Raw genomic sequence first — 13,471 nt, forward strand, 5'->3', positions numbered from 1 at the left:
GCCGGGGCGGCCAAGCCATTTCCGGCCGCCCCGGCAGTCGCCGTTGCCCTCCCCGCCCCCGTTTTTCGGACGAGTCGCGCCGAGACGGTGGCGGGAGCACGACAGGTGACGCAGCATCAGGTGTGCCCACGGGCGGGAGTCCCCGCACCCGCCGACCCTCCGTCACCCGGGAGTGCGCATGCCCCGTCCCACCCACCGCCGGACGCTCGCCCTGGCCTCCGCCACGGCACTCGCCGCACTGCTCGCGCCCGCCGCGCCCGGCCACGCCGCCACCGGCCGGATCATCTGGACGCCCTCCACCGCGACCGGCCCGTCCTCCTTCACCGCCGTCCAGTGCCGGGCCGGCAACTTCGGCGTCGTCACCGACCCCGCCAAGGGCAAGGCGTGGCGGGCGGTGCAGGCCGCCGGCGAAGAGCGCTGCGAGACGCTCGGCCCCGATCTCACGAACGGCGACACCGTCTACATCGGCTGGTCCTCCAAGGTGAGCATCCAGGACGCCGAGAGCCGCTACGTCTTCCAGCTCAAGTGCTCACCCAGCACCGGTACCGCGAACCACCCCCTGGAGATCGACGTCGCCGACGGCCGCATCCGCCTCCAGAACTGGGACACCGACCACAACGCCCACCCCCTCTGGAGCGCTCCCACCGCCGACAACCAGTGGCACAGCTACGCCCTGAAGATCCGGTTCGGCCGCACCGACGGCACCGTCGACTTCTGGTTCGACGGCGCCAAACAGACCTTCACCACCGGCACCGCCACCTACACCGGCACCACCTGGGACGGCGACCGCAACTACTTCAAGTGGGGCTCCTACCACCCGGCCCCCGCCGCCGCCACCAACACCTTCACCAGCCCGGTCATCGCCACCACCCTCGCCCTCGCCACCAGCGGCTCCTGACCGCTGCCCAGGAGCGCGGCCCGCGCCCTTCGGGGTCCGGAGGCCCGTCAGGCGAAGCCCGGGGTCTGCTCGGTGGTGCCGTCCGGGTGGATGGCGAGGGCGGGGACGGCGCGGGCGGCGAGCCAGGGGAGGGGGTCGGGCATGGCGAACGCGGCGGTGGCGAGGGCGTCGAGGCGGGCGAGGCGGGGGCCGACCAGGGTGAGGGAGGCGAGGGCGGTCGCGGGGCGGCCGGTGTGGGGGTCGAGGATGTGCGGGCCGCGCTCGGCGGTGCCGGAGGTGGCGACGGCCAGGTCGTGGCCGGCGACGACACGGGCGACGGCGCCGGGGCGGTGCGGGTCGGCGATGCCGATGCGCCAGGGGCCGCCCGCCGTCTGGACGTCGCCGCCGCCGCTGACGCAGTGGTGGACGGAGCCGGACTCGCGCAGCGCCCGGGACGCCTCCTCGACGGCCCAGCCCTTGACGTAGCCGCTGGGGTCGAGGCGTCCGCCGGGGCTCGCCGTGAAGTAGCCGCCGGTCTCGGCGGCGAGTTCGGCGCAGCGGTCCAGGACCCGTGCGACGTCCGGATCGCACGCGGTGAGCGGGAGTTCGCCGCGGCCGAGCCGGCTGATCTCGCTCTCGGGGCGGTACGGCGAGAAGACCTCGTCGATGCGGTGCAGGCGGGCGACGACCCGTTCGAGGGCCGCGGCGGTGCGCGGGCCCGGGTCGCGGACGGTGAACGAGAAGACCGTGCCCATGACGTGCTCGACGTGGGTGAGGGGCGCGGTCACTTCCTGGCCGCCTGGTCGAGCGCGCTCTGCAGGGAGCGGGTGTAGCCGTCGCTGGTGTAGGTGGCGCCGGAGACGACGTCGACGTTCGCGCTCTGTGCGGTCATCGCCTCCTGGATGAGCTGGGGTACCGCGTAGCTGTTGATCTCCCGGTCGCGGCGGTCCCGGGTGGGGTACTGGACCACCTCGATCCGGCTGATCGCGCTGCCCTCCAGGGTGACCTTGACCTGGACCGGACCGTACCGGGTGTTGACCGCACTGCCGGTGACGGTCCGCGTGCCCGTGCCCGTGCCCGCGCCGGCACCGGCACCGGCGCTCGCGGACGGCGGGGCGCTGCTCCCGGCGGCGGCTCCGGTGGGAGCCGAGGAGATCGCGGCGGTGGTGGACGGCTCGTGGGGTTTCAGGGAGAGCAGCAGGACGACCCCGGCGGCGGTCGCGGAGGCGGTGATGACGGCTCGGCGCATGGCGGTGGGGCTTTCTCCTAGAAGGCGAAGGACTCGTGGTGGATGCGGGACGGCCGGACGCCGGCCGCCCGCAGCGCGCGGACCGCCTCGGCGGTGAACGCCTCCGGCCCGCACAGGTACACCTCGTGGCGGGCGAGGTCCGGAACCAGCCGGTGCAGGGCCGCGCCCAGGTCGCCGACCTGCTCGCGGCTGCCGAGCAGCTCGTGCACGCGCCTGCCCCGGCCGCCCGCGGCGACCGCCGCCAGCTCGTGGCGGAACAGCACGTCCTCCGCGCGCCGGGCGCGCTGCACCAGGGTCAGGCGCCCCGGCAGGGTCTCGAACAGGGCGCGCAGCGGGGTGATGCCGACGCCCGCCCCGAGCAGCAGCACCGGCCCGCCGTGGCGGCGGCGCGCGGTGAAGGCGCCGTACGGCCCCTCCGCCCGGACGCGGGTGCCGGGGGCGAGGGCGGCGACGGCGGCGCTGTGCGCGCCCAGGCCCTTGACGGTGAAGCGCAGGAAGTGCGGGTGCGGGGGAGCGGACAGCGAGTACGGATTGGCGGCCCAGCGCAGGCCGGGGGCGAGGAACTGGAGGCGGAAGAACTGGCCGGGCTCGGCGCGGAGCCCGTCCAGGTGGCGGCCGGTCAGGAAGAGCGAGACGACGCCCGGGCCCTCGGTCCGGACCTCGGCGATCCGCAGCCGGTGCCGGCGGTCGAGCCGGAACGGCCGCAGCAGCCGGTACCAGCCGAGGACCGCCGCGGTGCCGAAGTACAGCAGGTACCAGCCGGCCTTCGCGGGGCCGTCGGCGAGGTCGGCGCCGGTGGTGAGCTGGTGGGCGAAGCCGAGGGCGACGGCCAGGTAGGTGGCCAGGTGCAGGTAGTACCAGGTCTCGTAGCCCAGTCGGCGCCGGGCGGCCCGCGCGGAGACGGCACCGGTGCCGAGGATCAGCAGGGTCGCGGCGGTGGCCTTCAGCATGTCGGGGAAGCGGAGGACGATCTCCACGCCCTGGTTCCACAGGCCCTGGCCGCTGGTGAGTGCGTAGCCCCAGATGATCGTCAGCACGTGCACGGTGACCAGCGAGACCAGGTAGCGGCCGCCGAACGCGTGCCAGCGGGCCATCCGGTCGGCGCCGACCTCGCGTTCGAGGAGCGGGACGCGGGCCATCAGCAGCAGCAGGACGGGGGCGGCGTAGCCGGCCAGCAGGCCGGTGATCCGGCCGGTGCCGGTGAGCCAGTCGGCGGCGCCGGCGACCCGCGGGGTGTCGGCCCACCAGAGGCCGAGCACGCCGAGCGCGCCGAGGGCGATCAGGACGAGCGCGCCGTGGCGGACGGCGTCCGGCGGGAGGCCGCGACGCGGGGCGGCACGGCGGGCGGCCCGGGTCGGGACGGTCGGTGAGGTCAACGGGCCCTCCTTCGGTGGTGCGAGGCCCACGGTGGCACCGAAAGCTCTCAGTTCGCTCTGAAAGGAAGGCCGCCCGGAATCGGCCCGGGCGGCGTCTGCGCTGGTCACGGCGGTGGACGCGGGCAGGACGCGGTCGGATGATCTCACCGCTTTCTCATCCCGGACCGCGAGAATGGATCCATGCAGCACACGGACAGCCCCTGGCGGGTCCTGGTGGTCGACGACGAACCCGACCTGGTCGAGGTGATCTGCGGCGCCCTGCGCTACGAGGGCTGGCAGGCCCGCGGCGTCACCGGCGGCCTCGACGCCGTCACCGTCGCCGCCGACTGGCGCCCGCACGCCATCGTGCTGGACGTCATGCTCCCCGACTTCGACGGGCTGGAGGTGCTGCGCCGGGTGCACACCGCCGACCCCGAGGTGCGGGTGCTGTTCCTGACCGCCCGGGACGCCGTCGAGGACCGGATCGCCGGGATCTCCGCCGGCGGCGACGACTACGTCACCAAGCCGTTCAGTCTGGAGGAAGTGGTGGTCCGGCTGCGCGGCCTGCTCCGCCGCGCCGCCCCCGCCGGCCCGGCCGCCCCCGGCACCCTGACCGTCGGCGACCTGCGGCTCGACCCGGTCGCCCGGGAGACCAGCCGGGGCGGCGAGCCGATCGACCTCAGCCCCACCGAGTTCGCCCTGCTGCGCCACCTGATGGAGCACCCCCGGCAGGTGCTCAGCAAGGCGCAGATCCTGGACGCCGTCTGGTCCTACGACTTCGGCGGCCAGGCCCACGTGGTGGAGCTGTACATCAGCTACCTGCGCCGCAAGATCGACGCCGGCCGGCCGCCGATGATCCACACCGTGCGCGGCGCCGGCTACGTCCTCAAGGCCCCCGCCGGATGACCGCCGCGCAGCACGGAAGACCCGGCGCGCTGCGTCCGCGCACCCTGCGGGCCCGGCTGGTGGCGGGCGTCCTCGTGCTGATCACCCTGATCTGCGTGGGCGTCGGCGTCGCCACCTGCGAGGCGCTGCGGCACTTCCTGGTCGACCGGCTCGACCAGCAGCTGGCCTCGGCCGGCGGCCGGTACGCGGCCAGCCTCGAACACCCCGACCCGAACGGCCACGACACCCGCGCCCAGTCGCCCGGCACCTTCGGCGCCCGGCTGGTGGGCGGCACGGTCACCCACGCCTCCGTGGTCTGCGGCGTCCCGCCCGGCGACGACGACCCCGTCCCGATCGCCAAGGGCGCGAACGGCGACGCCACCGTCCCGCTCGACCCGGCCGACACCAGCACCCTGCGCGCCCTGCCGCCGGACGGCCGCCCGCGCGACCTCACACTGTCCGCGCTCGGCCACTACCGGGCCGCCGCCATCACCGGCCACGACGGGGACGTGCTGATCACCGGCCTGCCGCTGCACCCCGTCGACGAGACCGTGCAGCGCCTGCTGCTGATCGAACTCGTCGTGTTCGCCGTCGCGCTGGCCCTCGCCGCGATCGCCGGCACGGTCGGCATCCGCCTCGCCCTGCGCCCGCTGGAACGGGTGGTGGCCACCGCCGAGCGGGTCTCCGCGCTGCCGCTGGCCAGCGGCGCGGTCGACCTCGGCGAGCGCGTGCCGGACGACGACCCGGGCACCGAGGTCGGCCGGGTCGGCGCCGCGCTGAACCGGATGCTCGGCCACATCGGGGACGCGCTGACCCGCCGTCAGGACGTCGAGGAGCGGCTGCGCGGATTCGCCGCCGACGCCAGCCACGAACTGCGCAACCCGGTCGCCGCGGTCCGCGGCCACGCCGAACTCGCCCTGCGGCACCCGGGGCCGGTGCCCGAACCGGTCCGGCACTCGCTGGAGCGGATCACCGCCGAGTCGCAGCGGATGGGCACCGTGGTCGAGGACCTGCTGCTGCTCGCCCGGCTCGACGCGGGCCGCCCGCTGGCGGTCGAGGACGTCGACCTCACCCGGATCGCCCTGGACTGCACCGCCGACGCCCGGGCCGCGGCCCCCGGGCACCGCTGGCTGCTGGAACTGCCCGCCGAGCCGGTCACGGTGCCCGGCGACCCGCACCGCCTCGCCCAGGTGGTGGCGAACCTGCTGGCCAACGCCCGCACCCACACCCCGGAAGGCACCGAGGTCACCCTCCGGCTGGAAGCGGACGCCGCCCGGGTGCACCTCACCGTCACCGACGACGGGCCGGGCATCCCGGCCGACCTCGCCCCCCACGTCTTCGACCGCTTCGTCCGCGGCGACCCGTCCCGCACCCGCCGCACCGGCTCCACCGGCCTGGGCCTCGCCATCGTGCAGGCCGTCGTCCACGCCCACGCCGGCACCGTCACCCTCCGCAGCGAGCCCGGCGCGACCTCGTTCCGCATCACCCTCCCCGCCGCCACCGACCCCAACCACCGCCCCCCGCCGCCCTCCTGACAGCCCGCCGGCCGCTCGGGCGGGTGGCCGCGCAGCGGGCAGCCCCCGACAACGCACCGGGGGCCCGGGAGAACGAATCCCCCGGGCCCCCGTCGACTCCGCGTCAGCGGTCAGCGGTCAGCGGTTCAGCGATCCGCCGCCTGCGCCTTCAGCGCCCGCTCGATGCCCGCCCGGGCCTCGACGACCTGGCGGCGCAGGGCCGGTGCCGGGTCGGCCTGGGCCAGCCACGCGTCGGTCGCGTCGAGGGTGGCCTGCGACACCGCGTACGCGGGGTACAGGCCGCCGATGATCTGCTGCGAGATCTCGTGGCTGCGGGTCTCCCACACCTGCTTGACCGCGGCGAAGTACTTCTCGGCGTACGGCGCGAGCAGGTCCCGCTGGTCGGGCTGCTGGAAGCCGGCGATGACGGCCTCCTGGACGTAGTTGGTGAGGGTGTCGGACTCCACCACGGACGCCCACGCCTCGGCCTTGGCCTCGGCGGTGGGGCGGGCCGCCCGGCAGGTGGCGGCGTGCTCCTGGCCGGAGGAGGTGTTGTCGCGGGCGAGCTCCGCCTCGATCGCGGCCTCGTCGGCGCGGCCGGTGGCGACCAGCCGGCCGAGCAGGGTCCAGCGCAGCTCGGTGTCGACGGCCAGGCCCTCGACGGTGCGGGAGCCGTCCAGCAGGCCGGCGAGCAGGTCGAGCTGACCGTCGGTCCGGGCCGAGCCGGCCAGGGCGCGGGCCCAGGCGAGCTGGTGGTCGCTGCCGGCGGGGGCGTCGAGCAGCGCGGCCTCGGCGGCGGCGGCCCAGCGCTGCAGGCCGGTCTCGCGCCACGCCGGGTCGGCGTACATCTCCAGGGCGAGCTTGACCTGGCGGTGCACGGACTGGACGACGCCGATGTCGCTCTCGCGGCGCAGGCCGGACAGCGCCAGCGACAGGTAGTCGCGGGTGGCGAGTTCGCCGTCGCGGGTCATGTCCCAGGCGGAGGCCCAGCACAGCGCGCGGGGGAGCGAGTCGGTGAAGTCGCCGAGGTGCTCGGTGACGACGGCCAGCGAGTCCGCGTCGAGGCGGACCTTCGCGTAGGAGAGGTCGTCGTCGTTGAGCAGCAGCACGGCGGGCCGCCGACGGCCGACCAGCTGCGGGACCTCGGTGCGCTCGCCGTCCACGTCGAGCTCGATCCGGTCGGTGCGCACCAGGTCGCCGTCGACCAGCTCGTACAGGCCGATGGCGATGCGGTGCGGGCGCAGGACGGCCTCGCCGCGGGCGCCGGCGGGCAGCGCGGGGGCTTCCTGCAGGACGGCGAAGGACTCGATGACGCCGTCCGCGGAGACCTCGATCGCGGGGCGCAGCACGTTGATGCCGGCGGTCTCCAGCCAGGCCTTGGACCAGGTGCGCAGGTCGCGGCCGCTGGCCTCCTCCAGGGCGCCGAGCAGGTCGGTGAGGCGGGTGTTGCCCCAGGCGTGGCGCTTGAAGTAGGCGCGCACGCCCTGGAAGAAGGCGTCCTGGCCGACGTAGGCGACCAGCTGCTTGAGCACCGAGGCGCCCTTGGCGTAGGTGATGCCGTCGAAGTTGACCTGGACGTCCTCCAGGTCGTTGATCTCCGCCATGATCGGGTGGGTGGACGGCAGCTGGTCCTGCCGGTACGCCCAGGTCTTCATCTGGTTGGCGAAGGTGGTCCAGGAGTGCGGCCACCTGGAGCCGGGGGCCTCGGCCTGGCAGACGGCCTCGGCGAAGGTGGCGAACGACTCGTTCAGCCAGAGGTCGTTCCACCACTCCATGGTGACCAGGTCGCCGAACCACATGTGGGCGAGCTCGTGCAGGATGGTCGCGGCGCGCAGCTCGTAGGAGGCGTCGGTGACCTTGGAGCGGAACACGTACTGGTCGCGGAGGGTGACGGCGCCCGCGTTCTCCATCGCGCCGGCGTTGAACTCCGGGACGAACAGCTGGTCGTACTTCGCGAACGGGTAGGCGAAGTCGAACTTGTCCTGGAAGTAGTCGAAACCCTGCTTGGTGACGGCGAAGATCGCGTCGGCGTCCAGGAACTCGCGCAGCGAGGGGCGGCAGTAGACGCCGAGCGGCACGCTCTGCGCGCCGTTCTGGTAGGTGTCGAACACGCCGACGTAGGGGCCGGCCACCAGGGCGGTGATGTAGGTGGACATCCGCGGGGTGGGCTCGAACTTCCACACCCGGGTGTCGCCGTCGCCGGTGGGCTCGGGGGTCGGCGAGTTGGAGACCACGACCCAGCCGGCCGGGGCGGTGACCGTGAAGGAGAACGCGGCCTTCAGGTCGGGCTGCTCGAAGTTGGGGAACACCCGCCGGGCGTCCGCAACCTCGAACTGGGTGTACAGGTAGGTCTCGCCGTCGGCCGGGTCGACGAACCGGTGCAGGCCTTCGCCGGTGTTGGTGTACGCGCAGTCGGCGACCACCCGCAGCTCGTTCTCGGCGGCCAGGTCGGGCAGCGCGATCCGGCTGTCGGCGAAGTTCTCCAGCGGCAGCGCGCGGCCGTTGAGGACGATCTCCGAGACGGCGGGGGCGACCAGGTCGATGAAGGTGGAGGCGCCGGGCTCGGTGGCGGTGAACCGGACCACGGTGGTGGACCGGAAGGTGCCGCCGTCGCGCGCCGAGCTCAGGTCGAGCTCGACGTCGTACGCCTCCACATGCAGGAGCGCGGCCCGGGTGCGGGCCTCCTCACGGGTCAAGTTGGTGCCAGGCACTCGCAGGACTCCTTCGTCAGGGCTTGGTTACCGGGCATCCTCCCACGTGAGTAACGATCCGTGTTCGTACTTGACTCCCCCTCCGATCCGTACCGGAGCATAGAGTTCAGAAGTTGAAGCTGAACTTTGGACGAACCGCAAGGGCGCCCTGGAGGGTGGAACATGTCGACGGACACACCGGGATCGCAGTCCTCGCTGCACCGGGCGAATCTCGAACGGGTGCTGCGGGCGGTCCGGATGGCCGGATCGCTGACCCAGGCCGAGATCGCCCGGGGCACGGGGCTGTCGGCCGCGACGGTGTCCAACATCGTCCGGGAGCTCAAGGAGTCCGGCACCGTGGTGGTCGCCGACACCTCCTCGGGCGGGCGCCGGGCGCGCAGCGTCTCGCTGAGCGGGGACGCCGGGATCGTGGTGGGCGTGGACTTCGGCCACACCCACCTGCGGGTGGCGGTCGGCAACCTGGCGCACCGGGTGCTGGCCGAGGAGAGCGAGCCGCTGGACGTGGACGTCTCCGCGCAGCAGGGCTTCGACCTGGCCGAGCGGATGGTGGCGCGGCTGCTGGAGCAGGCCGGCTTCCAGGCCGACAAGGTGATCGGCGTGGGCCTGGGCGTGCCGGGGCCGATCGACGTGGAGACCGGGGCGCTCGGCTCGACCGCGATCCTGCCCGGCTGGACCGGGGTGACGCCCGGCCAGGAGCTGGCCCGCCGGCTGGGCATGCCGGTGCATGTGGACAACGACGCCAACCTGGGCGCGCTGGGCGAACTGGTGTGGGGCGCCGGGCGGGGCCTGGGCGACCTGGCGTACATCAAGGTGGCCAGCGGCGTCGGCGCCGGCCTGGTGATCAACGGTCAGATCTACCGGGGCCCGGGCGGCACCGCCGGCGAGATCGGGCACATCGTGCTGGACGAGGCGGGGCCGGTGTGCCGCTGCGGCAACCGCGGCTGCCTGGAGACCTTCGTGGGCTCCCGTTACCTGCTCAACCTCTTGAACGCCAACCATCCGGGCGGGCTGACGCTCGGAAGGGTGGTGCAGCTGGCCCAGCAGGGCGATCTGGGCTGCCGCCGGGTGATCGCCGACGCCGGCCGCCAGATCGGCATGGGCGTGGCCACCCTGTGCAACCTGCTCAACCCGCGCCGGGTGATCCTCGGCGGCGACCTGGCCGAGGCCGGTGAACTGGTGCTTTCCCCGATCCGGGACTCGGTGGCCCGGTACGCGATCCCCAGCGCGGCCCGCCAGCTGTCGGTCGTTCCGGGGACGCTGGGCGGCCGTGCCGAGGTGCTCGGGGCGCTGGCGCTGGTGATGAGCGAGATGGGGGAGACGGGCGGGCTCTGAGCCGCCGGGAGGGGTGCCGGACGGCCCCTGACGGGCCGTCCGATCTCGGGTCAGCCTTCAGGAAGATAACGAAAGGGTTTGAATCCGAGGGCCTCAAGGTTTACTTATTGACGACAAGCTCGGTGACGGGGTTGACTCCTGCCCACCTCGCCGCAACGTTGCGGCTCTGTCAGGGAGGCACCCCCCACCATGAACGCAATGATGCGTCGCGTTGTCGTCGGCACCGCCGCTGTCTCGATGGCTCTGACCATGGCCGCCTGTGGCAAGGCCGGCAGTGACAAGAAGAACGACGCGGCCTCGGGCAACAACAAGTCGATCGGCCTGCTGCTGCCGGAGAACGCGTCCTCGACCCGCTACGAGTCCTTCGACAAGCCGTTCATCGAGGCGAAGGTCCACGAGCTCTGCGCCGACTGCAAGGTCGAGTACAGCAACGCCGAGGGTTCCGCCGCGAAGCAGAAGCAGCAGTTCGACACCCTGATCGCCCAGGGCGTCAAGGTGATCATCCTCGACGCGTTCGACGCCAAGGCCACCCAGTCCTGGGTGAAGGAGGCCGCCGGCAAGGGCGTCAAGGTCATCGCGTACGACCGCCTGGCCACCGGTCCGGTCTCCGCGTACGTCTCCTTCGACAACGAGAAGGTCGGCGAGCTCCAGGGCCAGGCCCTGGTCGAGGCCCTCGGCGCCAAGGCCGCCGACGCCAACATCGTCATGATCAACGGCGACGACGCCGACCCGAACGCCGGCAAGTTCAAGTCCGGTGCGCACAAGGTGCTCGACGGCAAGGTCAAGCGGGTCGTCTACGAGCAGAGCGGCGAGTGGAAGCCCACCGTCGCCGGCCAGAAGATCGGCGCCGCCATCTCCTCGCTCGGCAAGGACGGCTTCCAGGCCGTCTACTCCGCCAACGACGGCATGGCCGGCGCGATCATCACCCAGCTGAAGTCGCAGGGCATCAACGTCCCGGTCGGCGGCCAGGACGCGGGCCTGGACGCGATCCAGCGCCTGGTCTCCGGCGACCAGGCCTACACGATCTACAAGGCCTACAAGCCGCTGGCCGACGGCGCCGCCGAGCTCGCCGTCGACCTGCTGCAGGGCAAGGACATCAAGTCCGTCGCCACCTCGACGATCGACAGCGACACCGACAAGGGCATCCCGGCCACCCTGCTGGAGCCGAAGGTCGTCACCAAGGCGAACATCAAGGACACCGTGATCGCCGACAAGCTGTACAAGGTCTCGGACATCTGCACCGCCGACTTCGCCGCCGCCTGCACCGCGGCCGGCCTGCAGTAACACCCGCCTGGCGGGGGCTTCCTGACCACCCGGAGGCCCCCGCCGGCCCCTTTCGCTTCGCAGTCCCACCCCGCGTGCCCGGCCCGGCACGCGGGTAGCCCGTGCCGGAAACGTCAGGTCCGACACGGAACTCAAGGAGATGGTTCACGTGACAGGCGCACCCGTACTGGCGTTGCGCGGGGTCTCCAAGCGCTTCGGCGCCGTCCAGGCACTCACCGACGTGCAGCTGGAGGTCCATGCGGGCGAGGTCGTCGCCCTGGTCGGCGACAACGGCGCCGGAAAGTCCACCCTGGTCAAGACCATCGCGGGCGTCCACCCGATCGACGAGGGCGTCATCGAGTGGGAGGGCAAGCCGGTCTCCATCGGCCGCCCGCACGACGCCCAGGCGCTCGGCATCGCCACCGTCTACCAGGACCTCGCGCTCTGCGACAACCTCGACGTGGTCGGCAACCTGTTCCTCGGCCGCGAGCTCAAGCGCTTCGGCACCCTGGACGAGGTCGCCATGGAGAAGCGCGCCCGCGAACTCCTCGACACCCTGTCGATCCGCATCCCCAGCGTCCGGATCCCGATCGCCGGCCTCTCCGGCGGCCAGCGCCAGGTCGTCGCGATCGCCCGCGCCCTGGTCGGCGACCCGAAGATCGTCATCCTGGACGAGCCCACCGCCGCCCTCGGCGTCGAGCAGACCGCCCAGGTCCTCGACCTGGTCGAGCGGCTGCGCGAGCGCGGCCTCGGCGTGATCCTGATCAGCCACAACATGGCCGACGTCAAGGCCGTCGCGGACACCGTCGCGGTGCTCCGCCTGGGCCGCAACAACGGCAGCTTCGAGGTGGCCACCACCTCGCACGAGGAGATCATCTCCGCCATCACCGGCGCCACCGACAACGCGGTGACCCGTCGTCAGGCCCGTATCGCGGAGGACGCCAAGTGAGCACCGAGACCCCCACCACGCCCACCCCGCCCGCCGTCGACCCGCGCCTGCTGGTCCGCAAGGAGGGCCTGGCCGGCTACTTCGAGGAGTTCGGCCGCAAGCTGCGCAGCGGCGAGATCGGCTCGCTGCCGGTCGTGGTCGGCCTGATCATCATCGCGGCCATCTTCCAGTGGAAGACCGGCTCCTTCCTCAACGCCGACAACATCACCAACATCAGCAAGTGGATCGCCGGCCCCGGCCTGATCGCCGCCGGCGTGGTCTTCGTGCTGCTGCTCGGCGAGATCGACCTGTCGCTCGGCTCGATCGCCGGCGTCACCGCCGCGATCTCCTCGGTGCTGGCGGCCCGTCAGGGCGTCAACGAGTGGCTGGCGGTGCTGATCGGCATCGCGGCCGCGGTCGCCATGGGCGCCGTGCACGGCTTCTTCTTCTCCAAGGTCGGCGTGCCCGCGCTGCTGGTCACGCTGGCCGGCATGCAGGCCTGGCTCGGCCTGCAGCACCTGGTCATCGGCAACCTCGGCACCGTCAACAACCTCAACGACGGCGTCATCGCCAACCTGGACACCTACTTCCTGGGCGACGGCGACATCCTCTGGGCCTGGCTGTTCGCGGTCCTCGCCATCGCGCTGTTCGCCGCCGGCCAGCTGTTCGACGCCCGCCGCCGCAGCGCCGCCGGCCTGCCGGCCCGCCCGGTCGCCGAGATCGCCCTGCGCACCGGCGCGCTCGCCGTGGTCGCGCTGGTGGTCGCCTACATGCTCAACCAGGACCGCGGCCTGCCGCTGCCGCTGGTGCTGTTCGTCGGCATCGTCGCGATCGGCGACTTCGTGCTCCGCCGCACCACCTACGGCCGGCAGATCTTCGCGGTCGGCGGCGGCATCGAGGCGGCCCGCCGGGCCGGCATCAACGTCGCCTGGGTGCGCACCTCGGTGTACATGATCTCGGCCGGCCTGGCCGGCTTCGGCGGCCTGTTCATCGCCTCCCAGCAGGGCTCGGCGGACAAGTCGCTCGGCAGCGGCACCATGCTGATGAACGCCATCGCGGCGGCCGTCATCGGCGGCACCAGCCTGTTCGGCGGCCGCGGCAAGCTGTGGTCGGCGCTGCTCGGCATCCTGGTCCTGCAGTCCATCACCACCGGCCTGGACATGATCCACGCCCAGCAGGCCATCCAGTACATGATCACCGGCGCGGTGCTGCTCGCCGCGGTGGTCCTGGACTCGGTCTCCCGCCGCACCCAGAAGTCCAACGGACGCGGCTGACCCGCACCACCCGCGACCGCGCGACCGGCAGACACCCCGCCATACCGGGGCCGGTCGCGCGGTTCGGCGCTTTTCCGCCCCCG

Annotated in this window: 11 protein-coding genes; 7 read left to right on the top strand and 4 right to left on the bottom strand. The window is 73.0% G+C overall.

Going from position 1 to position 13,471, the window contains the following annotated elements; genetic code table 11:
* The first annotated feature begins 178 nt into the window (after window positions 1-178).
* Window positions 179-898 (top strand): hypothetical protein, encoded by a 720-nt coding sequence (locus tag ACFV1L_RS34605; RefSeq protein WP_380373817.1) that lies wholly within the window; start codon window positions 179-181, stop codon window positions 896-898.
* 47 nt (window positions 899-945) lie between these two features.
* Here ACFV1L_RS34605 and ACFV1L_RS34610 read toward each other — a convergent pair whose 3' ends face one another.
* Genes ACFV1L_RS34610 through ACFV1L_RS34620 form a run of 3 tightly spaced genes read right to left on the bottom strand, consistent with a single transcriptional unit; the run spans window position 946 to window position 3,502 of the window.
* Entirely contained in the window at window positions 946-1,632 is a 687-nt protein-coding gene (locus ACFV1L_RS34610) for an FAD:protein FMN transferase (protein ID WP_380373870.1), read from the bottom strand.
* A 29-nt stretch (window positions 1,633-1,661) separates the two neighbouring features.
* Complete coding sequence (locus tag ACFV1L_RS34615; RefSeq protein ID WP_380373819.1) at window positions 1,662-2,126, bottom strand: FMN-binding protein; 465 nt, start codon at window positions 2,124-2,126, stop codon at window positions 1,662-1,664.
* A gap of 17 nt (window positions 2,127-2,143) precedes the next feature.
* Window positions 2,144-3,502 carry a ferric reductase-like transmembrane domain-containing protein gene (locus ACFV1L_RS34620; RefSeq protein WP_380373822.1) on the bottom strand — a complete coding sequence of 453 codons (1,359 nt, stop codon included), beginning with the start codon at window positions 3,500-3,502 and terminating at the stop codon, window positions 2,144-2,146.
* 180 nt (window positions 3,503-3,682) lie between these two features.
* On the opposite strand from ACFV1L_RS34620, the gene ACFV1L_RS34625 reads away from it, so the two are divergent.
* Together ACFV1L_RS34625 and ACFV1L_RS34630 are read left to right on the top strand one after the other, a co-directional pair.
* Window positions 3,683-4,387 (top strand): response regulator transcription factor, encoded by a 705-nt coding sequence (locus ACFV1L_RS34625; protein WP_380373825.1) that lies wholly within the window; start codon window positions 3,683-3,685, stop codon window positions 4,385-4,387.
* Window positions 4,384-5,901, top strand: a complete 1,518-nt coding sequence (locus tag ACFV1L_RS34630; RefSeq protein ID WP_380373828.1) for a sensor histidine kinase — start codon at window positions 4,384-4,386, stop codon at window positions 5,899-5,901. Before ACFV1L_RS34625 ends, ACFV1L_RS34630 begins: the two co-directional genes overlap by 4 nt.
* Window positions 5,902-6,026: 125 nt before the next feature.
* Here ACFV1L_RS34630 and pepN read toward each other — a convergent pair whose 3' ends face one another.
* Window positions 6,027-8,591, bottom strand: a complete 2,565-nt coding sequence (gene pepN, locus ACFV1L_RS34635) for an aminopeptidase N (protein ID WP_380373830.1) — start codon at window positions 8,589-8,591, stop codon at window positions 6,027-6,029.
* A 162-nt stretch (window positions 8,592-8,753) separates the two neighbouring features.
* Here pepN and ACFV1L_RS34640 point away from each other — a divergent pair, with 162 nt between their 5' ends.
* The 4 genes from ACFV1L_RS34640 to ACFV1L_RS34655 all read left to right on the top strand — a co-directional run bounded on the left by ACFV1L_RS34640 (window position 8,754) and on the right by ACFV1L_RS34655 (window position 13,388).
* Window positions 8,754-9,923, top strand: coding sequence for an ROK family protein (locus tag ACFV1L_RS34640; RefSeq protein WP_380373833.1), 1,170 nt, complete (start codon window positions 8,754-8,756; stop codon window positions 9,921-9,923).
* A 189-nt stretch (window positions 9,924-10,112) separates the two neighbouring features.
* On the top strand, window positions 10,113-11,207 hold the full coding sequence (locus ACFV1L_RS34645) for a sugar ABC transporter substrate-binding protein (RefSeq protein ID WP_380373835.1): 1,095 nt from the start codon (window positions 10,113-10,115) through the stop codon (window positions 11,205-11,207).
* A 139-nt stretch (window positions 11,208-11,346) separates the two neighbouring features.
* Window positions 11,347-12,135: an ATP-binding cassette domain-containing protein gene (locus ACFV1L_RS34650; protein WP_043909960.1), complete on the top strand. Its 789-nt coding sequence runs from the start codon at window positions 11,347-11,349 to the stop codon at window positions 12,133-12,135.
* Window positions 12,132-13,388, top strand: a complete 1,257-nt coding sequence (locus ACFV1L_RS34655; RefSeq protein WP_380373838.1) for a sugar ABC transporter permease — start codon at window positions 12,132-12,134, stop codon at window positions 13,386-13,388. The genes ACFV1L_RS34650 and ACFV1L_RS34655 overlap by 4 nt, the downstream gene beginning before the upstream one ends.
* Window positions 13,389-13,471: the final 83 nt, after the last annotated feature.

It is taken from the genome of Kitasatospora sp. NPDC059646, assembly GCF_042734615.1.
Taxonomy (GTDB): Bacteria; Actinomycetota; Actinomycetes; order Streptomycetales; family Streptomycetaceae; genus Kitasatospora.